Genomic DNA, 25,138 nt, shown 5'->3' with positions numbered 1-25,138 from the left:
CCGTCCGCAACTCCTTGTCCTGCTGCTGGAATCGCTGGTTGTGATCCATTTGCTTTTGGTCCGTCCGCAACTCCTTGTCCTGCTGCTGGAATCGCTGGTTGTAATCCATTTGCTTTTGGTCCGTCCGCAACTCCTTGTCCCGTTGCTGGAATCACTGGTTGTGATCCATTTGCTTTTGGTCCGTCCGCAACTCCTTGTTCTGTTCCTGGAATCGTTGGTTGTGATCCATTTGCTTTTGGTCCGTTCATTGTAGACTGTTCCACTCCCGCTTTTGGTCCTGCTGGATGTGGTCCTATCGGTCCATCATATTGATTTTCCATTGGAGTAATCTTACTCTCCGCTTTTTCTCCGTTCATTGTGGACTGTCCCACTCCTGCTTTTGGTCCTGCTGGATGTGGTCCTATCGGTCCGTCATATTGGTTTTTCATTGGTGTAATCTTATCAATTGATTTTTCACCGTTCTTTGCAGGTTTCTTAACCCCTGCCTTTGATCCTGCTGATTTTGGACCTATATTTGATTTAACCGGTATTGGTAATGGAATATTAGACTTCCCTCCATCAAATAACGATTCCTCATTTGTTGAAAAGCCACCAGGATTAACGTTGGAACCATTCTTTCCTTTTACGTCTTTATTATTTCCGCTGCCGATTGAAGATGTACCTGGTATTGCTTCTGCACCACCTCGACCTTTTGGGTTTGTCTTATCTTTCTCTTCTGAATCGTCAGGGCTATCAATAGCACCCCCATCGTCAGAAGGTGGAGGACCGTCATCTCCATCCTCACCAGTATCATCATTACCATTTTTCATATCAAAGTTGTTTAAATCATTATCTCCAACACCTGGCATCCGTGGACCTGCTGGCTCTTCTTTCCCTCTAAGCTTATTAATCATACCCGCTGTTCCTGTTGCACCTTTTTTCATCATTTTCCCTGTCGCTTTTGCAACATCAAATCCAGCCTTGGCAGCCATCATACCGCCCATCATGGTCTTCCAGCCACTTTGTAAGCCTGCATCAATGCCAAGTATACGTTCAACAATATTTGGCCCATCTATTACAGCCCAAGATCCAGCAAGAAGGAGTAGTGCATTTCCCCAACCCATAAAGCCAAAATCTTTTGTAGCTAGCCACCCTATATAAAGGGAATATATTTTTAAAAGTAACGCCATACAAAAAATGACTGCATAGCAGCTAAAAATTTCATTTATTATCTTTTTTAATCTCTGACCACTGCTAATATCAGTTGCGGCTACTAGTGCTCCAAATATATTATGAAAAGCCAATTCATAGATAATTCGTCCCACTTTCACTATACTAATTAGTAAAGCAAATGCAGTAACAATGAGGGAGATTAATACTGATCCCCAATTTATATCCCATCTATAATAAGCCTCTTTAAATACATCAAACCAACCGTTATCTAAATCTTCTGTTTTAAGTTTATTATCATATGAAAGAACTAATCTACTGTTTAAAGCCTTTTTTCCTTCATCCCTAGCATCGTCCATATTTACTGTTTCATTAAAATCAATATATTTAATATTTTCTTCCGATACACCATTAATTCTTTTTTCATTTGGCTTCGGTAATTGAAAATTTTCTTTAGCATAAAAGTTAAGGTCCGCTAAATTACTTTTTACAATACTCACACCTAATGAACCAGGAGCTGCATGTAAGTCTTTTACACCAGCACTCGCTATTTTATTCAGATTGTCCATTAAAATCGGTCCACCCACAAGAAACAATATTGAAAGTAATCCGTTTAATATAACATTTGTTCTTTTTTCTATTTTATTGAACATCAATTGGTAACCAACCGCTATTATGGTAACGGTCAAAAGTGCCCATATTACCATACTCATTCCGTTCCTTAGATCATTAATTCCCGAATACTGAAAGAAATCATTACCTGTAATAACTTGCATTACTACCTTTTCTACAACCTCATTTATATAAAGAAGTATAAATAGAAGTTTCTGACCTAACCAACGAAATATATTACTCGCAATCCCGTTTATATCTAATATATCTTGATATTGAGTTAGTATTTCTTCCTTACTCAATGCATTCACCTCTTTCTATAATCGAATTGAAATATCATTTTTATTTTTTTGTGCGAATTTACAAGTGAAAAGTATAACTATATAAAAAAGAAGGAGCAGTATAGTAGCTGGTCCTTTCACTGATAAAAACTGTTCGTATATATTAGCTGTCATGAAATCTAGCATAACTGGCATTGCGCCAACCATACCAATAATCATATAAATTGTTTTTGCTTTACCTTTCTTCTTACGGTGTAGATCATCACGCTTTGAGATTTCAAAGTTCATACTTTTAATAACTCGGCCAAACATTTCCCTTGCTGAACCACCTTTTTCATCTTTAATCTTTAAAATTTTATGAAATTGGTTCAAAGCTGGGAAATTATATTTTTCAAAGTGTTTTGTATCTAATTTTGCCTCTTCTTCCAATTTAGCTAGTGTTTTATCAATTTCTTTTTGAATAGAAATATCTAATGTTTTCTTTGTTTCTATTAAGCTATAATATGGATTTTTCCCCGACTGCATAAAGAAAGACATATTCGTTGCATACTTTAATAGCTCATTTAATTGAAATTGATAAACTTTAACTTTCTTATTTGCAACAGTAAAGGCGGAGAACCATATTACTGCACCAAAAGCACCTGCAACTATACTCAAGGGAATATCCTTCAAAATTATGTATACATAGCCCGTATGTATCATAAATAAAAATGCTAACCATCCTACTATTGCCCATCCACTAAATAGCAACCTTGCTTCTTGCCACAAAGATATTTTTTTCTTTTTTGATTTTGCCACTTTTATAAACCTCCTTTAATAAAAAAAGAACCTATTCTTTAGAATAAGTCCTTAAAATAATTATTTTTCTAGCCCCATCTTAATTGAGTAGCTGAAATCCCCATTTTCATAAAGCCTTGTTTTTCCACTAAAAATAGAACTTGAACCTTCAACTATTTTTCCCTTCTTAAAAGCTAAATAAGTACTTTTTGGCTCTGTTATACCTATACTCTCTAATTCATTTCTTGTCTTACTTGCCACATAGGAACTCCAATTTAAATCTTTTGGTGCATCTTCCCAAGAAAAGAGATACACTTTTTTATCTAATTGCTTTGCATCATAATCTAAAACTTGTTTTGCATTTGTATTTTGAAGGTCATCATTATGAGCCATCATTATAAATACAGGTTCTTCTTTTTTAACTAATTTCATTAATTCATCATAAGAGATTTCCACTACACCAGCACTAATAGATTTCTCATTCTTATTAGATTGACTACCTGTTCCATCTGTATTTTTAGAACAGCCACTTACAACCATTATAGATAGAATTACAAGCGCAATAATCCAATTTGATTTCATGATTTTCAACTCAATCACTCCAACTGTATATTTATAAATCCACATAAGTATAGTTTACTAAATTTACAGCTGCATATACTAGACTTATTCTCATTTAATTGCATCAAAGAATTGATTTACAGCCTCTTTAGATTGATATCCTACTAACCTATTTACCTCTCTACCATCCTTAAAATGAATCAATGTAGGCGTTCCCTGTAAATCATAATCATGCCATCCTTCTTGGAACTCATAAGCATTGTATAAGCTAAATTTCGTGTTAGCGTGTTTTTTTACTGCATCCTTTAAGTTAGGCTCTAGCGCCTCACAATATGAACAGACTGGGCTAAAAAAATAAACCACTTCATTCTGCCCATTTTTTTTATTCTCCTTCAATTGCTCAGGCAAAATTATATTTTGGTAAAACGGATCTTTCTCTGCTTGCTCTAAAGTTTGCATAGACACTTGTTTGTTTCCGTATGGACTTGCTTTTTCTTTTTGTGCACTTCTATATGTATCAAAAGCCATAAAAGCACTAAAAACTATAATAATAGCTGATAACATGAAGACCAATCTTTTCATCATTTATCCCACCTAAATTATTTGATATTAACATGTTATCAGCTTTTTTCATCCCAATCCTATCAACAAACTTTCAGGATAATGTCATAAAACTCTCAGGAAACTCCTATTTTTCAACTTTCTCCTTAAATACATCTGGAAGTAAATGATAGAGTTTAGCATCTCTCAACAACTTTATCGTCCGTTCTGAAATGGGTTGTATCTTTTCAATGGTTTCATACTCTTCTAATTCTGGATTCCATTCATTTTCTCTCTGGTATATGTGTCGATATACAAGGCCTTTATCATTATATTCTAGGAACTCCACGAATTCCTTTATCTCACGTACAACACTACCATTTACATTTTCTTTGCTCATTTGGATTCCATATGGCAATAATTCCACAATATCCCTTGCAATTGTAAGATCATCCGATTTAGCATACGATGGAGCTTGTTTCATCATTGGAATATATCGACTCGGAATAGCTGCTGCACTCTTGGCATGGAGAGTTGTAATGATAGAATGACTCGTTTTGACACTATCTAATACTCCAGCAGCCTCAACGCCACGAGTTTCTGAAATTAAAATCCAATCTGGGTTATTACGTAGACCAGCTTTATTTAAATCCCATATATCTATCTTTTTTTCCCTATCATCACCAGTTAGGGTTATTAAACTACTAATGTCTTTATGTGGATACAATTCTTTCAAGTGACTATCTGGCGTATCCTCAATTAAAAAAATCGCATCATCATCATTCATAAATCCTACCAATAGCTTTTGTAATTCTGTTTTCCCCGTACCCGTTGCACCACTAATTGTGACATTACCCCTTGCCTTCATTAATAATTCTAAGAGTACTGCTACATCCTTATTAACTAGTCCTGATAAATCAGGAATTGCTAAATGTGGTTTACTCACACGTATAGCGAATGTACCACCGTTCGCACAAACTGGATGTATTGCATTCACTCGCAAATTCCCAAAGGCAGTATCTAATATTGGATTACTTTCTGTAAATTCATCACCTTGAATATCAGCAATTTGTTTTATCAAACTTTTCACTTCTTCTTGCGTTGGTTGCTCTTTAGGCCTATATCTTCCAGTCATTCGATTCTCTATTACTAAGAAAGAACCATTCCATTTCATATCCGTAATATCTTTATCCTTCAGATATACTTTTAAAAAACTTTCTGCTAAAATTTTTTCTACCCTTTGCTGTTTTTGCATTTGGATATTCATAATTCTCATTTCCCTTCAATTAAAATGTAATGGCATTTGAAATTTGATTCATATAATAGATAAAAATTATCCCTGCAAATCCAGCAACAAAACCTACAGCTAAAAATAATGCGGGCACAGAAAATATATCCATTGCTTCGACCTTTTTATCAACTAGCTCATTAACTTTATTTTCTTGAATACGATCAATAAACATTTCTAACTCTTGTAAAGCTTCTTTCTTTACCCCGTACTCACTAAATTCATAAATAATACTCATAACCATATTTGCTTCACTTGTCCCAACAAAGTCAGCAAATTCTATATAATGCTCCCGATCATTACTCATTTCTATCTTTTCAACTAATAAATTTAATTGCGCTTGCATCGGTCCTTTTAAATAGGGAGCTGTTTCTTTTAATGTTGTATAAACATTCCCGGAGGTACCTAATGAACCTAAAAAATATCTCAAAAACTCTGGAAACAAAAAGGTTTTCTCTATATTGGCATTTGTATTACGCAGCACTAAACTAAAATAGTTATATTTATTGGCAGCTATTACGACTATTGGTAATCCTAAGAAAAATACATATTTTTGTGTGAGCATTACAACTAATGTATACACCATAAAAATTACTACAGTTAACATCCATTTTGTAATCAGATATGCTTTTTTATTTAAATTAAAGTATTCTAAATACATTTCTAAATGTTTTTCACGCAAAATCTCTCCAAACATCTTCTTTCACTCCTTTTTAATCCATAAATAATAAAAGGAAGGGAATTATCCCTTCCTATCTCGCCATTTCCAAACTATTTTTTTCTGTTTGTAATTTCTTTTTAATATTCATATCTATATCCCTTGTTTATATTAATCATCATTTGAAACGTTATCCCAACCATCGCTTGCAACAGTAGCCCACTGATCCCTTACATCAATTTCGTCATACTCTGCATTTTCTTCACGTTCCTCATATTCTGCAGATGACTCTACTTGAATAAATGCTCCCTCCGCCGTCGGTTTATAACAATCAGATTTTTTTGCTCTTTCTCGCCATAATTCAATTACCGATTTAGGTAAATACTCATTTAATTGACCTACTAGTTCTACTTTTGTTTTTAAAGATAAATAGGAAGCATATACAATGAACGATAAACATTGTTGGAATGTGAATTCATCAAAATGAGTTTCTACAATACTTAAAGCAATATCTGCTCGATCATGAATAAAGTCCCCTAACTCCGTCCTAATAGTGTCTTTTATCTCTAAAATGGCATCTTTAGGCATTAAATCCTTCATTAATACATAACTATCAGTCTCTGATTTTGCAGTATATACGATATTTTCTAAGATAATATTTTCATGTTCTGAAATAATTGGTAAATTCAATACTGACTTTGAATTATCAAAATCTTGACTTAAATACTCGTAACGAGCTTTAGCTGCAGTTTCATTACGATTATAAATTGGCTTTGGTACAATTTTTCCAAACTTATTATCTTGCCTTTTATTTACACGTACGACTACACTTTCACCCTCCTGTAATCGCATTAATTCATCAGGCATTAATAAATAACGTTCTTTTGTACTTTCACTTGTACTCTTATCCATAGATAAGAATTTACCACTTCGAGTATAGTCTTGAATCGTCTGTTTCCCTATTAAGGCAGCATAGTGCTCCGCTGTAGATTTATCCATTGTTAAGATATAAATTTGGTTCGAACAGTTACCAATAATAGTGTCAGCTTCATCCCCATATAAACTCTTAACTTGTGAATATGCTTGTAAAACTAAATGGAAGCGGAAACCTTTACCAGCACCAACCGTAATCATACCGTCCATACCATCAATGGCTGGCATATTTCCGAATTCATCAAGTAATACCTGTACTTTTCTTTTCATTTTTCCACTTGCACTCATTGTCGCTTTTTCAGCATTGACACGATATGCCTGACTCACAAAAATCGAGGCTAATACATGATTTGACTTGTCATAATCAGGTGTCACCATAAAGATTGCTACTGGCTTATCTCCAAATCCAATCTCTGTTAAATCTAAAGAATTATAAGATGTCAATTTAGCATTTGGTGTTAATGTAAAAATTTGCAGTTTATCCATTGCATTACTGAAAATACCAGAACGTGTATTACCGGCGGCAAAGTTACTCGTTGCATACATCATACGTGCTGGGTCATTTTCATCTCGTGCTCGGAAAAACATATCTAGTGCATTTTCCCCTGTTTCCTCATTGTTATCACTTCCTTTTGTGGCAAGAAAGTTGGCTACAGAATACATATTTACTCTTTCTTCTTTTCCAACTTTTAAAGAATCTTTAGTAATAGCTAAAATAATTGCTGTTACTAAAGATTTTGCAGAGTTATTCCAGAAGGGATCTTTAGCGTTTGGATCATGATATAAAGAGAAAGCTACGCTATTAGCATACTGTTGAGCCAAAGCAGTGTCGCCTTTTTTATAAGCTTCAATGACTAACTGCAGGGGATTAAATCCCATTGATTTTTTTTGTTGCATTAAGTTAAAGATATAAACTTCATAACCACGCTTTTTTAATGTTTCATAGCTAGCTGCAGCAATTTCACCTTTAGGATCATTAACGATCATGGAGTCTTTTTCTTCTGCACGAGAAATTACATCAACTGATGGAAAAACGTATCGTTCCCCTTTACCTGAACGGGATATACCGATAACCGCTGTATGTACTGGGCCAGTATCTAGCATAAGTTGATATTTCTTTCCTCTTTGGAGAGCAGAAACAATTACACCACTTCCCCCTTTGTACTCTTTGTCACTTCCTGGTACAACCTTATATTGCTTCATTAATTCTTTTGGATCTTCAAACTCTGCACTACCATGCTGGTTCTCATTCATTGTTGCGTAATTTGTTTTCATGCTGTAGCAAAATTTTAATAATCCAAAGAGAGTAAGTGCATATGCACCTATATAGAAGGTCATGATGTCACGTTGAAAATTGAAACAATCCTCCAACGAAAGGTGGAATAAATCCATTGCTTGCATATTTTGATGAGCAAATTCTTTAAAGACCACTAATATATTTTGTAAAAATGCTAATAAGAAATTAGCAAAGAAAAAATTAAAAAATAAAACTAAAATACTAATAAGCATTAATACTTTGGTTTCGGCTAATTTATTTATTGACTGTTTCACAAGCGTCCTCCTTTCCTATCTTCTTAAAACTGAAACATAATTGGACGTTTCTAGCGTTTGCTCACGATATACATTTATATATTTGTAACGATACTGAATTTCGATAACAGTACCAACGGGCTGTTTTCCAGAAACATTAGCACCCTTCTGATTTTTAAAATTCAGTTCATACCCTTTAGAACGTAATCTATTAGCTACCCCTTGAATTTTTGGAGTTACGCCACCTTCTGAATCAACCATTTGCTGAATCTCAGTGGTTACTTTCATAAAAGCATTTTGATGAATAGATTGGATGCTTAAAAACAATTGAAAGGGTAAGAAAATAGATATGAATAAAAGCAATGAAAGAATAAAACCTTTCAGTTCCCCCATGTCACAACTCCTTTCTGCCTCACTAATTAGATACCTTATTTAAAGATAATCTCTGTTCGGCTTGTGAACGGACTTCTTTATCTTCATTTAATTGCTCAATTTTAAATTGAACACTTTCAATCTCATGCGACTTCTCGGTTGGTTTTTCAGCATGATTTAAAAATACATAACTAATTCGAATATCATTACCATGATTCTTTTGAACTTTAATTACTTCTGATACTAAATTAGTGACTAGTTCTTTTGGATCTTGTTCAATTTTTTGTGATTCTCTTAATTGACCCACTGCCATGGTTGAAAGTAATGATTTTACTTCTGTAATGGTCCTGGTATTACTGTTTTGATTTAAACCAAATATGGAGGCTGCTAAAATAATACATGCAACACTTACGATTACGAAAAAGTATTTAAATGGCACTGCCATAGTATTTCATCCCCTATCTTTCTAACGCTCCAAAGTACTCTCGTTAAAGCGTTGTTTCACTATTAGCTGTTTGTCCATATTTTTTTCATATTGCTTCAAAATTTTAATTAAATTCTCATTAAATTCTTCAGTTCCCGTTACTAAGGTAGTTCTATTAGAATGTCGAGGATAAAATACCATCGGATCTCTACCATCTGGTAAAGAATTGATTTCTACATCCCTAATAGTAATCTCTCCGATTTGAAACGATACTTTCTTTGTCGTATCATCTTCCTTTTTATGAGAAATTATCTTTAGTTGTGCAGGTATATTATTTTTAGTAGGAATCACTATATCCTGGTAATCTTGATCTTTAGGTGCTTTTTGAGCAATATGTTTTAGAAAATCTTCCATTCTTTTACCTACTATTACAGTAGGTGCCTTAGCCTTTAGCCCAGGAATTGTCACACTTCCTGGTGGATTGTCAATTGCTATATTATGAAGTGATAAACCTTCATAACTAACTTTAAATTGCGTACGATCAATTTTTTCTTGTTCCGAGCGATATAAACGGTTAATAACCAACCTTTGTTCTAATTTTGGGGCATCAATTAAATTCTTATCCCACATATTATGTTTAATGGCTTCATAAGCTTGTTGAAACCCCTGCTTATTTTTCTGCAAATATTCATTTGTATCTTTTATATCTTCTATTTGATATTCAAAAGTTCTATAGTTTAGGCTTTCCTCTTCCAATGCCTTCTTTATATTCTCATTAGCCTCGATACCAGCTTTATCATTATCTGTCGCTATAATGAATATTTTTTCTTGCAAGGATTCTTTATTACTTTTTATATCTTCTATTACCTTTCTCCACTTTCTTGATCCTGTAAGAGCGTATATACCAACACCAGAATCTATTTCACGAAAGGAATATGCATCTATTGGAGATTCACCAATTACGATATGTGATGCCTTCTCTGGAATATCTTTAAAATAATCCTTTGCATTTGATTTTGGATTTACTTGTAATTGAATTTCCTTTTTAGCTAAATTCGGATCGATTGTTGACCGTAATAAAATTCTGTCAATCATGCCGTCATCACCATAGATTGGAAGAACAATATTTCTTTTAACCATATCTGGAATGGTGGAATAATTTATCTTTTTGCCTTCATTTTGCATCGTCTTCTTCGAGTAAAAAATATTAGGAGCGATTTCGAACATTTTCTTCACAAGCTTTTCTTGCTCCAAGTCTAAGATAAAGGCTTGTGTCGTGTTTCTGCTCATTCCCCTAAATTTCTCAAGACTCTTATTTTCTGTATTATATTGAATATGCTTTAATAACTTAGTTACCAAATCTATTTCTTTTCTTTGTTCTGGTGTAATCTCAGAATCTTTAACATCTTGTTTCCCTTTCCAAACATTCACCTTTTTGTTTTCTTCATATTCAAACACAATAGATGAACCACACACGTTTTCACGGTTACATTGTAAAAATTGGGGATTATTTTTATAAATAAAGGCTTCGGGTTGTTTACATTCTGGACAAGTGCATAAAAAATAACGCCCGCGATTTTGAGCGTTAACAGCAGCTAAAGCTTCCTCGACATTTTGATATGAATAAGTCGTTACTTCTGAACGTGCCACCAAGATTTACCTCCTAAAACCTAGTTTCTGTTCCAGCAGCTATCTCACAAAATTGTTTTTCCTCTTCTGATAAACCTTCACGTTTTGCTTCTTCTTGAAAGAATTCCCTTAATACCTTCTCAACAACCCACTTTTCCACACTATCGGCATTTACAAAAGTTGAACCATTAAGAAGTACTTCTGTCCATTTATTTTGTAATTTTTGATTAATATTTTCATGGACTTTTAGTGATTCTTGAAAATCAGTTTTAGCACGCCATTCAAATAAATAATCTTGAAATGAATGATATACTGGGTTATTAGCTTGTATTACTTTTAATCTGGAACGATTTATAGAAAAATAATTTGCTGTTACAAAACGAACAAATTTCTCGAAATTTTCTACACTTCCAAACCATTCTTCTTTATTTTTTACAACTTCCTCATAGCTTCCATTTAGTAAATTATAATAATGTACAATATACTCGTAAGAATCAAACATAGAAGATACAATATCCTCAAGTTGTGAGAAAAAACCATTTGAAATCTTTGCATATACGCTTTGGAACAACCTTTCCGATTGTTTTAATGAAAATAAAAAATCTGCCTTTTTCTCAAATAAATCCCGCTTCAAAAAGATAAACGAACGAAATTCTTGATTAAGAAATGCCTGTTTTTCTTCCTTTGCATAATCGCCTAGAATTTTTATATATTGCTTTTTTATATCATCCGTCCATACATCGGTACGCTGAAAGGTATCTTTAATTTGTTGCTCTATTGAGTTCTTATCAGAAAAGGAAATCTTAGAATCCAACAGAAACTTCCCGTTTAAATATAATCCAAATCGTTTCGGCTGAATCTCTTGTGATCTACTCTTTACTTTATGCCGCAATTGAAAAATAATATCCTCAGCTTCTTGTAAAAAGTAGCTTTTTGATTCATCAAGTTCCCTAAAACGTTCACCTTCCGTTGAGAATTTTATAATTATCTCTCTCAAAATCACTCCCTCCTTTACTTTTCACACCCATTAATTAAATTTTTTTGATATATCCACTCTTCTAATGTAAGAAAATCATAAGTATCCTCTTGCAAGTTCTCTTCTTTATATAAATCCTCAAAATAAGAATTGAAAATACTGTCTTTCGTAATTTCTCGTTCTTGGAAAAAAATTTTTTCTCCCCCAAACAATCTATTGGATTCAGTATCTACGTATTTTTTCACTATTTCTCTGAAATTCAATTCTGGTAATAATTTAAATTTAACTTTACAATGTACACTTAATAAACGTGTTTCCATTTCTTTAATGGTATTCCACTCTGGGTATCTGAATGTTATATTACCTTCTTCACCTACAAGTAATTCGAAGCTTTTTGTTCCAGCATCTTCAGCAATTAAGAAGCTTCTTCTTTTCTCTCTAACATCTCGAATAAACTCTTGTGCATCTTTATTACTACATAAATGATATGTATATGGTTTTTTTTCACCATTTGCTTTAATTTGTACAATTTCAATCAATCCTTTACCCATACTATGATTGGGATAAAAATCAATTTTTAATCCATTTTCTAAACACATAAGTTGGACACCCCCGTTTTTTTGTAAAAAAAATATAAAGAGGTCATACGACCTCTTTATCAACCGAATCCTACTACTTGTCCTGATAACCAAGAAACAATAGCGATTCCAAGATATACAATACAAAATCCTTTTACTACATTGATCATCCAGCCTGTACATTGTTCTTTTCGCTGCGGATCTTTTGAAACCATGTAAATAATACCAATAATAACTAAAATTAAACCTGCTAACGCTGGCGCAACTGGTTTAATTGTGTTTGTAAAATTACCAATCGTTGAAATAAATTCATTCATAGAATTTTCCTACCTTTTTTTAAGATTTTACTAGTGAACCAATTGAGTCCACATTTGCAAGCATTGTTTCTTGAACTAGCTTCTCATGTGCTTCATGGAGCCAATCATAGTAATTAATACCCTTTGCTGCCAAAATATTTTTCGTAGCAATTTCCATTTTTTTAAATGTTGGTGGCTTTTGTACTTTCGGCTTTTTTACCTGTGTTTCTTCTTGAATTGGAGTGTTGTGGTTTTGATATTCCGTCACTCATATCACCTCCTTTCAATGAATTCATAAAAAAAGACCGTTTTCCTAAGGAAAATGGCCTTTTACACATAAATTTAGTTATATACCTAAATTAATTACTTTCTTCAATTGATCATACAAACTTAAAGTATCAGTCTTTCTAAACTCAAACAATTTTTCTGCTGAGTGAGCCTTTGTAATCGCATTAATCTTAGGTTGCTGATCATTCTTTACATTCACTTGATGGGGATATGATGCAATTTCTACCGTTGGATCATGTTGCTCTACTACATAAGCATCGTCAACGACACTCCCCACTAAATAGCGTTCGAAATTAAATTTTTGTCCAAATATTAAAGTGGCATCATTTAAGCCCATATTTGCTAACAAAACCTTATTCTCATACGGTTGTTTGGCTTTTAAAGCTGAATCAGATGAAATAGGAAGGTAGTAACGATTTAGGTTTGTTCTCAATCCATACAAACCTTCCTTGCTATTAGAATCTGCATGTAAGAGTGTATCATTGAATTTCTGTCCTGTTTGCTGTTCATAATTCTTTTTAGCTTCTTGATTTACAATGTTCTTAATTTCGTCAGCTGATGGTAACTTTCCTTTACCCTGTTCCATATCTCGCAAATACTTTGTATAAGGAAACGGCTGAATAAATCCTGTTTGTTTTCCGACAAAGAAATAATCAGAAGTCCAATTTAAAGTATAGCTACGTTTTGTATCATTCACTAAGCCTTTATCCTTCATATTCTCTAGTTGAAGAGGTAATGCATACTTCGTATACGCATATGGACTTTGATTTTGATATGTACTTCTTAAACTCTTATCAACATCAACAGCGTAATAATAGCTATTCGCTCCATTTTTACGTTGATACATGAAAGACTTAGATTTTTGGGAATCAGTGGGTAATTCTACTTCATATTCCATCGTTCCTGGTGAAATATCAATCCATGATTGCGTAGGTAAATTATTATCATCTTTAACCTTTGAAGTTGCAGCTTGTTTAAATCTTTCGTAGTAATTTTTATTAAAGACTACTTTCGTTTTATCCTTGCTCATATCAATTGCTTTCTTTTTACCTACAATTAGATTGCCACCCTTTTCACCAGATGCTCCGTTGCCAGTGATATTTTGTAAATCTTTAGCGCCAGTCACATTGAACATTTTTTCAAAACTTGGGTCTACTAAAAGTCGGAGGCTTTCACCATAATGTTTAACTAAATCAAATACTTTTTTATATGGTTCGGACCAAACGGCTGTTGTATCCTTATAGACCCAATCAAAGCAATCACTACCTTGTTGATCTTTACACATATAATTTTCACTGTAATGATTCGTATATTCATAAGAAGAATCATATTGTATATTTTTATTTTGTAGGTTTTTCAAATCTAATAAAAGTGCCATCGGTTTATCACTTTGCTCCGAAAAAACACCATTCGTACTTATACGATTTAAGACATTTCTAACCGAATAATGTTTACCTGTAATTTCAAAATTACTACTTGCATATATTTGACTCGGTTTAGCTGGATCTACACGTCTAAGCTCCCATAAATAGTCACCTTTTGCCATTCCTTCTGTAGATCCTTCTATTTCTACAATCCTAGTTGGATCAGTGAGAGAACTCTTATACGTAAATGTAAAACTCAAGTTGTTTTCTGGAGCTTTTCCTTTATATTGCTGGTTTAAAGGTGCAGCAACATAAGGATTATTTTGTGAATCCTTAAATACTCCTTTATTTTCTGGAGTATAACTATAATCTGAACCTATCTTCATCTTATGATGATCTTCTCTTAAAATTTTATTAGACTTAGCATCTACATGCTTTATGTCTACTTTAATAGAGCAAGTTTGGTCCAAGTTTACAATTGAACCGTCTGGACAAGTTTTTTGACCAATTTTATAGGATAATTCAGCTGGTTGGCCTCCAAATATCCAATACGCACTACCAGCCCATCTTGTTTGTCCAGCTTCTTCTGGAGAGCTTACTCCATACCATACAACGGTATTCGATTCATTTTGCGCAACCCTTTGATACGTTTCATTTATAGTAAAGTATCTTCCACCAGACCAACCTGTTTGACGGGGATAATTCCTTCTTACTACTCCATCATTCGCCATAACTAAGTTTCCAGCATTTAAACCAGAATCTAATGAAATTTTACCAAGACTGAAATCTAAATCACTAAATTGAAATGGTACTTTTAAATAGTCCCAAACAACATTATTTTCTACCTTTTTAATAATCCTTAGATTCCATGTATCTTCTGTAGTTCCATTAGGAAATAGTTCGTTTAAAGGGATGTGCGCAACAAATCCTACATTATGATAATACATGTTACACTCATCGTTACTTTTGTTATAAGCATCTTTGGGACATGCATTATAAATTTCCCCTGTACTGTTTTGTCGGTTGTACTCCAAATCTTTAGAGGCATCTAAATCCGTCATTTCAGCTTGATAAATATAACTTTTACCAGTCCGTTTATTCAACGCCCATAAATACGTTTCTTGATTGGAAGCATTATGCTCATGATACCCTACTAGCGCACTCCAACCTGTAAATTCTAAATAAGGTTGCGTTCCTCGTCCATAATCCCTGTTGGTGATTTGCCATTTAGGTTTTCCATCAACACCACTATAAACATCGTATACTAACTTTCTACCACTTTTCCAAGCCTCTTCCTTTCCTCCACCTTCTCCAGGAGAAACGTTATGAGAAGGATAGGGCGAATATGCCGCCCCATATGTAGGGTTGCTAAAAAAACTTAAAGCAAAAAGAAACGAAAAACCAATTACCATTAGCAAATGTTTTACTTTCATGTTTCGTTTCACATCCTATATTAAAACAACTAATTACTTACCAGCCGTTGGAATAGCTTTGAATACATTGCTTACCATATTACTCATTCCTGTACCAATTTGATTTAATAATGGTTGGATTACACCTGTTGCAAATCCTACGCATAATCCAAAAATCACAAGACATACTACAATAATTAAAATAGCTCCTTTTTGTTCACCCACTCTTTTCACCTCCTTTAAATTCTTTCTTGCTATTTCCTACTTACCAGCCGTTGGAATAGCTTTAAATACATTGTTTACCATGTTGCTCATTCCTGTACCAATTTGACTTAATAATGGTTGGATCACACCTGTTGCAAATCCTACGCATAATCCAAAAATCACAAGACATACTACAATAATTAAAATAGCTCCTTTTTGTTCACCCACTCTTTTCACCCCCTCTTAAAAATTCAATAAAAAAACATCCATAATGGATGCAAAAAACTAACAATGGATGTATTACTTTACTAGTCCTACACCTCTTTCAATTAACGATTAAATATCTTGCATAAATGTTTATTATCCATCGCTAAATAAAAAATCATTAATTCAAAAAAGAATAAAACTAATGGTTTATTAAATCACTAAGATAGAGAGGATAAAAACCGAACCTAGTAAAATCATTAAAAGTAATAGTCCAAATCCCCCATATAAGTAGTCGCAAACTAGTGCGATCCAGAACCCAAGTGTCCTCTCTTATGGTTACACTTTTCGAAACATCTTTTACCTATACACGGTTCGTCATTGATAAGGGAGGTAGACGCTTCTCCACACATGTTTTGCTTCTGGTAATATCATATCGCCAATTCCAATCTCCTCCCTGCCAAGAAACTTTCAAGATACTTTCATAAAACTCCCAAATTCTTTTGCTTTAAAAAAGCATAAAAAAAGACTAGGATTTTTTATCCTAGTCTTTTTAAATAATTATTTTCTAAAAAGGTCCTTCAGTCTTCTTAAACCATTTTGAATGGATCTTCTAAATGTTGGACTAACTCCAGCCGCAGCACCAACACCTACAGCTCCAGCTGCAGCAACTCCACCAGCTACCGCAATTGGTGATAAGCCACCTTGTTCATCTTTCACCTCAGAGTTTTTTTCTTTTTGCTTAGAGGCTTTATCTTTATCCGTACCTTTTTTCTCTTCTTTTTTATCCTCTGGTTTTGCTTCTTCTGGTTTTGCTTCTTCTGGTTTTACTTCTTCTGGTTTATTTTCTTCTTCCTGTTTAACTTGTTCATCGGAAGTATTTAATTTTTCCTTGTTACCTTTATTATCTGCAAGATCTTTAAGGGTAGTATTCACAGATAAAGCAACATCATCTTCTTTATTCTTCATTGGAACTACTACGCCATTATTCTCTACAAATTTAATTTCACCTTTGGCAATACTTTCAGCTTTTGGTTTATTGTCTTGTTTAGGTAAATCCACTGGACTTGAAGTTTCCTTTTTATCCTCTACTACTACATATTTAGCTTCTGGAACTACTTCTTGTTTAGGAATAAAGAAGTTTGGTTTTGTAGTAGGTTTTTCAATTGGTTTCTCTGGAATTTTATTACCCTCTGGTTTTTCTGTTGGTTTCTCTGGCTTCGGTTCAGGTTTCGGCTCAGGTTTTGGCTCTGGCTTCGGCTCAGGTTTTGGTTCTGGCTTCGGCTCAGGTTTTGGTTCTGGCTTCGGCTCAGGTTTTGGTTCTGGCTTCGGTTCAGGTTTCGGCTCAGGTTTTGGCTCTGGCTTCGGCTCAGGTTTTGGTTCTGGCTTCGGCTCAGGTTTTGGCTCTGGCTTCGGCTCAGGTTTTGGTTCTGGCTTCGGTTCAGGTTTCGGCTCAGGTTTTGGCTCTGGCTTCGGTTCAGGTTTTGGTTCTGGCTTCGGCTCAGGTTTTGGTTCTGGCTTTTCAGATGTAGCCACTTTAATCTTCAACTTATAGTTTCCTTTGAACGGCTCCACAACTTCAATTTCTTGTCCATCAAATACTTCTCCAGTATACGGTCCGATTAAAATTACTTTTCCACTTGGAGCAACATAACCTTTAACATAATAATTTAAATCCCCTTTCGGGCGTGCAGGATCTTGAAGCGTATTATGTGAATAAATAACAATTTCATCATATGCTGGATCATCTGGTGTATACCATGCTAACGCCTTTGTTGGACTAAAAATCATTGTTGTAGATAATGCAATACCAATTGTCATAATACCAGCAGCAGTTTTTTTAGTAGTAGTCTTTTTAAACATGTGTGTAATCTATCACTAAACACTCAAATTGTTGAGTTATCCTAATTTAGTAATAGCTTCCTCCCTATATATAGCACTAGGATAATGCTCAATATCAACTAATTATTATTTAACCATATTAAAATATAACATTTTATATGGTAGTTGACTATTCGAAATTTAACTTTTTAGTCGATATCAATCAGCTCTTCTCTTGCTAATCCAAGTGCATATGCTAAAGTCATCAATGCCCGATTTCTTATCCTATGAAATTGGGATTCTGAAATATGAAATTGATTACAAAGCTGCACTACACTTTTATCTTTCTTAATATAGTAATGAATAACCAATTGCCTTTGGGTTAACTCCAAACGACTAACCTTACGTAATAGAGAAGTAGTAAACTCACATGCCTCAACATTTTTAAGAGCCGTACTTTCTGTAGAAGAATGAAACGTGTTGTTTACTGTAGTTGATTCGTTCAAAGTGTACGATGCTGTAATCTTTGGTTGTTGTTTCTCTTCCAATGACCAAACATACAAATGATACTTTTTGAATTCTTTAAGAACAAGTTTAATAATTTTCTTTTCCTGTTTTTTAGTCGGTTCAACCAGCAATACCAACCAAATCACCTCCTACAATTTCACTTAAAGTAAAATTCTTAAGTTTAAAATGTTTTGAAATTTATATATGAAAATTGTTAATTCAATATTGGGAATTTTAGAAATAAGCAAATCCTATAGTACTTTTTTATCTTTTAGTGCAATTTTGTTTATAATATAAGAAGAATTACTTAAACAAAATATAAATGGTTTTATATTTTGGGATCATTTTCGTCTGTTAAAGCAGTAAAATACTTTGGAAGAAATAATTTTTCAATCGGAACTCCATAAAATTCTGAAATTCGTTCAGCTCTAGAGAGTGTTGTACTTTTACTCCCAATCTCAATCTCTCTTAGAACGCCTAATGATAAATTTAATTCCTTTGATACTTCTGCTAGAGAAAGATTTTTGGATTTGCGAATATTTCGCATGGTAATTCGAGTAGAAATATTATCCATATTCTCACCCCCTGAAAATATTGTATAGTTCTAAAAGATTAAAGTCAACTCTGAAAGATTAAAAATTATACTTTAAGTGAAAAAGAAAGGTGTTTGATTATATGAACCAAGAAGTTTTAGGAAAAAACATAAGAAAATTAAGAGCAATTAAGGGCGTTAATCAAACTGAGTTTGCTAAAGCAATGTCGGTTTCTGTTAGTGCTGTCTCCAGCTGGGAAAAGGGAGAAAAGAAGCCAAGACTAAATAAAATCTCTCAAATTGCTTCTTACTTCAATGTAACAGAGGCATATTTACTTACACATAATATTCGTGACGAGGATTTACGGAATGAAACTGGGGAAGAACCTATTGAACGTTTAGCTCGTCTTCTATATGATCGATTTATGAGCGTCCCAGATAAATATAAACCCGAGGTAGAACGTGAGTTAATTCGTTATGCTGATCTTTTAAAATTAGAAGCTAATTTAAAAAATGAAAATAATACAGACGATTAAGGGTCAGATATGAAAGGTAATTACGAGTCACTTAAGTTATCTAGATTTTCATATTTTTCTATGACATCTAGTAATTCTATAAATGTTTCTAATGTATCGGAGTTGGTATATTCCTTGCATTCTTTTACTATATCTACAAAAAAAGTTTGTTCCATAAGAGTTCCTACTTTCTAAATACCTTTTAAATGTATATTAAGATTTTTTAATATTGTTTTTAAAAAATTTTTAATCATATTAACCACATATAACAACATGAATATAACATATTCTACCACGGGATAGAACGTCTGTTCTACTTTTAAGCTCAAACAGGTTTCAAACCGTTACCATTTGCGCACCAAAGGTTTAGTTTGAGAACGTTCTATCCAAATATATTCCATCCTTATTATTACTTCAAGTATAATGTTCGAAGATTCGAAAGGATGGTGTATATGGCGACGGTAGGAGAGCATTTAATGTATTTTCGCAAAAAACGGGGATTAACACAATATGAAATCGCAAGTTACCTTAATGTCGCTCGTCCAACATACACAAATTGGGAAGCAAATAGGACTGAACCCGATCTCTCAACTTTAATAAAGATTTCAGATTATCTTGGTATATCACTTGATACATTAGTTGGGAGAAAATGTGATACAGATGTACAACTTGAAGAAATAAAAGACAAAATTAGTACTTTACCATTAGAAAAACAAAAAATTATTCTTGACTCACTGCTTGATTATACAGACTTAGTAAAAAAACATTTCATAGAATAACATGAATTCTTTTCCAATGACAACTTTTATATTCCAGTTTCGTTTTATTTTATATAGCAATGTTTTCTTATTTCGAATTTAATATTTTCCTTATATGTGAAGGGAAATAGGTTAGTAATTATACATAAAATTTTTAAAAATAAAAGGCTTGAGGAATTTCTCCCTCAAGCCTTTTATTTTAATTATAATTTGTTTTTAGTGTATAAAAATTCCAAAATTTCAGAACTATAGTTCTTCTTTATGGTATAATTATTTATATGAAATTATTACTATTCTCCAAAAGTATACAACATACACTTTAAGTATATTGTAATTATTGGGAAAACGTTATAGAATAAAAAGTAATTACAGATAAATAATCTAAAGAAACACATTTATATAATAAAAAATCACAAAAAAATAAAACTCCACCTCAGTTTTTAATTGATCTAGGTCGGCAAACTTTGAATCAATTAAAAACTCCCATTAGCAGAGTTTTAATCACAAAATTATTTATGACTAAATTATATCATAAGTTATAAAGGTTTGTGAATACAAAACTCTCTAATTCTCTTATATTTAGGTGGGAAATTTAGGGAGGCTTTTTCATGTTCACAAACAATGATTTTGATATCAATGAACTTACAAATATAAAATTAGATACCACAAGCAACATATCATCAAAGTTCCTCATGCGTGGAGTAAAAATGTTTGATGAAACACGCCATTATCTACTTAAAAATAACGAGCTAGGCAAATATGCACTTCCTTCATCAGCCTTAGCAACCTATATTTACTTACATTTTTATGTAAATGATGTAGGTTTATTACCTCGTGATTTTAAATTATCTATTATTTCCAATGCTTCTGGTATTGCATATACGACTGTACATACAGGATTTCAAGCATTATTAGAATCTGGAATGGTTCGAGAAGTTTTTATTAACGGAATCTCAATTTATGAAATTTGTAACTATGCTAGATTAAACCGTACATATAAAGAAACAACTAAACAAGACATTGGAAAGCTCTCTTATTTCCGAATTCCTAACCATTTACTAGATTCTAAAGTTTTAAAACAATTAGTTTCTCACCGTGACTCAAAAGGTATTCTATTACTTTTAGACTTATGTAATACATTTACTAGAAAAATAGGCCTAGAGAATAAAAATCAAATTGAAAAATTCATTACACAACGCACGATGAGTTACCTAAAAGAAAAACTAGGACGTAATGCTAAAAAAGTACGTGAATACTTAAATATTATTAGACCTATTTTCCCTTTTACAGCTTCAAATACAGAAGTGCGTAAACCTAATATGGGTAGGCTTACTCGTATCAAAGAGTATGTTGAACAAATTTTCATCACAAAATTTAACGTTCACATTTCTGCTGAATGTGTAATTGAATCACAAAATAAAGTTTTAAGACAACAAGAAGCACATATGAGAAAAGAAGCAAAGGATCGCTTGAAGTCTTTAAAATTACCATTGTCTATGAAAGAAGACAATGATCTTATTGTTGCATTTAAAAATGAAATCTCCACAATTGCTCAATTTCTAAAACATACAAAAGATATTAAGAGATTTATGACATATACAATGACATATGCGTTAGATGAGCTAGAGAATTTTGTGAAATCTGGTAACAAAGTAAGCGTTTTAGGAGCGTTTATGCGTGCTAAATTCCGTGAATCTATTCTGTCCTGGAGGACTAAATATATACCAGATGATTCTTATAGCGATATGAGGCATGATCTAGTGCTGGCTCTAACAACTAATAATATTCCTGTACCAGATGCCTTAAAGGCATAAAATAAAAAATTAAAAATCTACTTTATTTCAGCCTTATGCTTTATTTTAAAAAATAAAGCATAAGGCTGTTAGTCATGGAAAACTATAAAGGAAACAAAAAAGAACACCAGGAAAAGTAAGTTTTAAACATCAACTCTCCTATTCTTGTGTTCTTCTTCTATTTTCTCTATTACGATTCAAGACTTGTGTATATGTGATAATACGATAAAAAACTTGTTGAATTGTTAATTATTGAATAGTTTTCTTGTTAATTGTTAATTATTTAGTAGACTTCTTGTTAAATTGTTTATTCTACATTTAAACATTTTTAATAATTCTATTACACTTAGAGCCTCAAGGCTTTCACGCTATTTCCCTTTGCTCTTTATATTTATTTGAATTAGTTATTTATTATTGTTTCAATTTTTATTTTTAAAAATGATAACTTTACATTTATTTGTAATATGTATATAAAAATGAACCCGATAAAATTAAACTATTATTCAATTAAAATTTTAAATTTTTTATACTAATAATTAATAAATTTAGCGATTTTTGACTACTTTTGGGGAAACTAAGGGAAGACAAAGGGTTCGGCCTATTATGTATATAAAAGATATATATAACTAATATAGTCTGTAGAAAAACAGAGGTGTAACGCTTGGAATATGGTTATTTTGCTCAAGAAGTAGCAAAGCAATTAGAAATAAACGCCAATACACTTCGTAGGTGGTCCATTGAATTAGAAAAGATGGATTACACATTTGAACGTAATGATCGCAACCAGCGAATATATTATCAAAAAGATATAGAGATACTGAGACAGATGAAAATATATCTAAAGCAAAATTGGAAACTAGACGAAGCCGCTGCCACTGTTAGTAATGAAGACATTGCAGCTCCTGAGACATTTAAAGACAATACAGCGAATAGCCCTCAGGATGCAGAGAATAAGCTATATGAGGGGATAAACGCAACGGAAACGGTTAGCGTTCACGAATCTGATAACGCTGTTAGAGGCTGAACGTTCACAGGAAGAGAGTTCTATGATGAAAGAACGGTTTGTACACATGTTTGAACAACAGGATAAAATAGTCCAGCAAAACCAAACCATTATAGATCTATTAATACAGGAACGATCCATAGCAGAAGAAAAGGACCAAGAAATTAAATTGCTACAAAATAAGTTAGATAAAGCTATAACACTACTACAAGAAGATAAGAAAGAGATTCCAGCTCCAAAGAAATCCTTAATTCAGAGATTGTTTAATTTGTAAGAAATTATATGCCGCATATAATGGATTGATTACATGATTTAGTAGAGGTGTGTGAACCCCTCAAATCTACACTTCTACTATTTTTATATAGATGAGCATTTGTTCTGTCACTTTACCTTTAAGTTGGCCTTTTATTTATGCGAACTTTTATACATATGGAGTAAAAGAAATAAAGACAATGATTGCTTTTAACCACTAAAATATAATGAGATGAATAAGAAACTGCATACATAGGTGAAGAGGATATTTCACAAGGTGTTTATAAGTCGGGAATTGTTGGTGAGGATAACTTCTTATAATGATGCGTTATGTTAACTGAACACGAATAAAATATACAGTAAATTATTAGTTCTTAACATATGTTTTTCACATATATTAACACTGTATATTTTTAACAAATTTTGATTACCTAAACTAAACTTTTTAACTCTAATTTCTTAAAGTTAAAAAAGAAAAGGTACTGCAATAAAACTTTATCATATCAAGGAGGGAAAATATGACTTATCTTTCTCTATATTCCAATAACTATCAAAATATGTATATCCGTGACAGTGGTGGTTGGGGGGAACTTACTACAATTCAAACTGAAGGTGACCGAATGGATGCCTCATTTGAATGGACAGGTGCTTAGAGATATGGGGAGAGTGGGCAACTTCGTTTAATCATCAACCCGTTAATGGTTTTGCGACACTTACCCGACAGCAACTTTCGTATCTCTTTTGATTATTACGGACCTGCCTTGGATCCAGAAGCAGAACCAAGAGTCCGCGCGGACTCTACTTTCATTTTAGAACCTAGACTTGTAGATCCAAATCAGTATTCATTTCGTTCATCTAATTACCCTAACCGTTACATTCGTCACCGAGATTTTCATCTTTATACTGAGCCTATAAATCAATACCCAGACCATCAGTATGCAACATTTAGAAGAGCCCTTCCATTATATCAGCCCAGATATTAGTAACTTCACTAATAATATTTCCCCCAACCATTACTTAAATAATCCTTCTTTTGACCAATGATTTTCATAAATTATACGTACTTTCTCCTAATAAGAAGATCTAATTAAATATTTATTTTATTACTTTTTTTAAAAATACATACTTTTACGAGTTATGTAATCCTACCATAAGTATCCTGTAAATCCATCTTTTATAACGAATCATTTATTCTGCATGATACAATTTTATTAAATTATATAGTGTACTAAAAAGAGGAAAAGTTCATTTAACTTCCTATATCATCGAATCTTATATTAAAACTAACAGCTCCAAAAGGGCTTTTTTTTAGTGTCATTTTTTATAGGTAATAGCACAATTATGTATAGACAATATACACGAACATAAACAATTCAATACAATCTTAGTAATTTAAAAAATATTTCTGAGGAGGAAAATTATTGGCTCATCCATCGATCAATTATAGAGCACTTATAAACAGTTATTCAGACATTGAACGACACAAGGAGTGCATAGCAAATGAGTTAAGGTATTACTATTCAAATGTAATTAATCATAGCAGCGCAGTTGTCTGCACAACCGATGATGATCATACAGTTGTTATTATGCATTTAAGAATTGATCAATATCGATTTTACGAAGTTGTAGTTGTTACTGGTCCAGATTATGATAAGATAACAAACAAAATTATTCCACGAATTTGGAGCTTAATTAGTAGAGCTACTAATATTTGTGGTTAATTGTAGAATTTATTTTGAAAATGTCTACTTAAAAACTATAGACACTTTAATTTAAAATAAACGACTGTTATAACAGTTTTTTTAATTCAACTAAAAAAAAATTGAGTTCAATAATAGCTAAAAGGATCTTCCAATCAAAGATCCTTTTTTCATACCAATA

General features: G+C 32.7%; 26 protein-coding genes and 1 pseudogene. 7 read left to right on the top strand and 20 right to left on the bottom strand.

The features are described from left to right. From ACTFSL_RS29565 to ACTFSL_RS29470, 20 genes are all read right to left on the bottom strand, one after another. Window positions 1–2,063 (bottom strand): pLS20_p028 family conjugation system transmembrane protein (locus ACTFSL_RS29565; protein WP_440042853.1); only part of this gene is annotated, 2,063 nt, incomplete at its 3' end. A gap of 15 nt (window positions 2,064–2,078) precedes the next feature. Further along, on the bottom strand, window positions 2,079–2,840 hold the full coding sequence (locus tag ACTFSL_RS29560) for a hypothetical protein (protein WP_440042851.1): 762 nt from the start codon (window positions 2,838–2,840) through the stop codon (window positions 2,079–2,081). Between the two features lie 60 nt (window positions 2,841–2,900). Next, entirely contained in the window at window positions 2,901–3,401 is a 501-nt protein-coding gene (locus ACTFSL_RS29555; RefSeq protein ID WP_228546546.1) for a hypothetical protein, read from the bottom strand. Between the two features lie 90 nt (window positions 3,402–3,491). Further along, complete coding sequence (locus ACTFSL_RS29550) at window positions 3,492–3,965, bottom strand: thioredoxin family protein (protein WP_153579963.1); 474 nt, start codon at window positions 3,963–3,965, stop codon at window positions 3,492–3,494. A gap of 103 nt (window positions 3,966–4,068) precedes the next feature. Further along, window positions 4,069–5,187, bottom strand: a complete 1,119-nt coding sequence (locus tag ACTFSL_RS29545; protein WP_153579962.1) for an ATPase, T2SS/T4P/T4SS family — start codon at window positions 5,185–5,187, stop codon at window positions 4,069–4,071. A gap of 19 nt (window positions 5,188–5,206) precedes the next feature. Beyond that, complete coding sequence (locus tag ACTFSL_RS29540) at window positions 5,207–5,905, bottom strand: flagellar assembly protein FlaJ (protein WP_153579961.1); 699 nt, start codon at window positions 5,903–5,905, stop codon at window positions 5,207–5,209. 132 nt (window positions 5,906–6,037) lie between these two features. Further along, window positions 6,038–8,350, bottom strand: coding sequence for a VirD4-like conjugal transfer protein, CD1115 family (locus tag ACTFSL_RS29535; RefSeq protein WP_440042848.1), 2,313 nt, complete (start codon window positions 8,348–8,350; stop codon window positions 6,038–6,040). Between the two features lie 15 nt (window positions 8,351–8,365). Further along, window positions 8,366–8,722 (bottom strand): hypothetical protein, encoded by a 357-nt coding sequence (locus tag ACTFSL_RS29530; RefSeq protein ID WP_088338473.1) that lies wholly within the window; start codon window positions 8,720–8,722, stop codon window positions 8,366–8,368. A gap of 22 nt (window positions 8,723–8,744) precedes the next feature. Continuing rightward, entirely contained in the window at window positions 8,745–9,146 is a 402-nt protein-coding gene (locus ACTFSL_RS29525; protein WP_063539013.1) for a hypothetical protein, read from the bottom strand. 21 nt (window positions 9,147–9,167) lie between these two features. Next, complete coding sequence (locus ACTFSL_RS29520) at window positions 9,168–10,775, bottom strand: toprim domain-containing protein (RefSeq protein WP_440042846.1); 1,608 nt, start codon at window positions 10,773–10,775, stop codon at window positions 9,168–9,170. Between the two features lie 13 nt (window positions 10,776–10,788). Beyond that, window positions 10,789–11,757, bottom strand: coding sequence for a hypothetical protein (locus ACTFSL_RS29515; RefSeq protein WP_440042845.1), 969 nt, complete (start codon window positions 11,755–11,757; stop codon window positions 10,789–10,791). An 8-nt stretch (window positions 11,758–11,765) separates the two neighbouring features. Then, window positions 11,766–12,329, bottom strand: coding sequence for a hypothetical protein (locus ACTFSL_RS29510; protein WP_098801175.1), 564 nt, complete (start codon window positions 12,327–12,329; stop codon window positions 11,766–11,768). A 59-nt stretch (window positions 12,330–12,388) separates the two neighbouring features. After that, window positions 12,389–12,625, bottom strand: coding sequence for a pilin (locus tag ACTFSL_RS29505; protein ID WP_001001740.1), 237 nt, complete (start codon window positions 12,623–12,625; stop codon window positions 12,389–12,391). Between the two features lie 19 nt (window positions 12,626–12,644). Next, window positions 12,645–12,872 (bottom strand): hypothetical protein, encoded by a 228-nt coding sequence (locus tag ACTFSL_RS29500; protein WP_063539017.1) that lies wholly within the window; start codon window positions 12,870–12,872, stop codon window positions 12,645–12,647. A 78-nt stretch (window positions 12,873–12,950) separates the two neighbouring features. Next, window positions 12,951–15,689 (bottom strand): hypothetical protein, encoded by a 2,739-nt coding sequence (locus ACTFSL_RS29495; protein ID WP_063539019.1) that lies wholly within the window; start codon window positions 15,687–15,689, stop codon window positions 12,951–12,953. 33 nt (window positions 15,690–15,722) lie between these two features. Beyond that, window positions 15,723–15,893, bottom strand: a complete 171-nt coding sequence (locus ACTFSL_RS29490) for a hypothetical protein (RefSeq protein WP_176510574.1) — start codon at window positions 15,891–15,893, stop codon at window positions 15,723–15,725. 36 nt (window positions 15,894–15,929) lie between these two features. Further along, window positions 15,930–16,100 (bottom strand): hypothetical protein, encoded by a 171-nt coding sequence (locus ACTFSL_RS29485; protein WP_164876590.1) that lies wholly within the window; start codon window positions 16,098–16,100, stop codon window positions 15,930–15,932. Between the two features lie 537 nt (window positions 16,101–16,637). Beyond that, window positions 16,638–17,939 (bottom strand): hypothetical protein, encoded by a 1,302-nt coding sequence (locus tag ACTFSL_RS29480; RefSeq protein WP_196214285.1) that lies wholly within the window; start codon window positions 17,937–17,939, stop codon window positions 16,638–16,640. Window positions 17,940–18,106: 167 nt separating this feature from the next. Continuing rightward, the gene (locus ACTFSL_RS29475; RefSeq protein WP_255253822.1) at window positions 18,107–18,550 is read right to left on the bottom strand and encodes an ArpU family phage packaging/lysis transcriptional regulator; all 444 of its coding nucleotides are present in this window, start codon (window positions 18,548–18,550) and stop codon (window positions 18,107–18,109) included. A 182-nt stretch (window positions 18,551–18,732) separates the two neighbouring features. Continuing rightward, window positions 18,733–18,978, bottom strand: a complete 246-nt coding sequence (locus ACTFSL_RS29470) for a helix-turn-helix domain-containing protein (RefSeq protein WP_061667668.1) — start codon at window positions 18,976–18,978, stop codon at window positions 18,733–18,735. 101 nt (window positions 18,979–19,079) lie between these two features. On the opposite strand from ACTFSL_RS29470, the gene ACTFSL_RS29465 reads away from it, so the two are divergent. From ACTFSL_RS29465 to ACTFSL_RS29435, 7 genes and pseudogenes are all read left to right on the top strand, one after another. Beyond that, on the top strand, window positions 19,080–19,472 hold the full coding sequence (locus ACTFSL_RS29465; protein ID WP_061667669.1) for a helix-turn-helix domain-containing protein: 393 nt from the start codon (window positions 19,080–19,082) through the stop codon (window positions 19,470–19,472). Between the two features lie 431 nt (window positions 19,473–19,903). After that, a complete protein-coding gene (locus tag ACTFSL_RS29460; protein ID WP_063539023.1) occupies window positions 19,904–20,230 on the top strand; it encodes a helix-turn-helix domain-containing protein in 327 nt (108 codons plus the stop codon). 587 nt (window positions 20,231–20,817) lie between these two features. Further along, a complete protein-coding gene (locus ACTFSL_RS29455; RefSeq protein ID WP_063539025.1) occupies window positions 20,818–22,023 on the top strand; it encodes a hypothetical protein in 1,206 nt (401 codons plus the stop codon). 640 nt (window positions 22,024–22,663) lie between these two features. Beyond that, window positions 22,664–23,279 (top strand): annotated as a pseudogene (locus tag ACTFSL_RS29450) (MerR family transcriptional regulator). A gap of 496 nt (window positions 23,280–23,775) precedes the next feature. After that, window positions 23,776–23,910: a hypothetical protein gene (locus tag ACTFSL_RS29445; protein ID WP_267239976.1), complete on the top strand. Its 135-nt coding sequence runs from the start codon at window positions 23,776–23,778 to the stop codon at window positions 23,908–23,910. 45 nt (window positions 23,911–23,955) lie between these two features. Next, complete coding sequence (locus ACTFSL_RS29440) at window positions 23,956–24,240, top strand: AbfB domain-containing protein (protein WP_080470940.1); 285 nt, start codon at window positions 23,956–23,958, stop codon at window positions 24,238–24,240. 438 nt (window positions 24,241–24,678) lie between these two features. Then, window positions 24,679–24,978: a hypothetical protein gene (locus ACTFSL_RS29435; RefSeq protein ID WP_063539027.1), complete on the top strand. Its 300-nt coding sequence runs from the start codon at window positions 24,679–24,681 to the stop codon at window positions 24,976–24,978. Window positions 24,979–25,138 lie beyond the last annotated feature (160 nt).

This window comes from Bacillus cereus group sp. MYBK108-1 (genome assembly GCF_051917185.1).
Classification (GTDB): domain Bacteria; phylum Bacillota; class Bacilli; order Bacillales; family Bacillaceae_G; genus Bacillus_A; species Bacillus_A cereus.
This window is presented reverse-complemented; position numbering and strand designations above follow the sequence as displayed.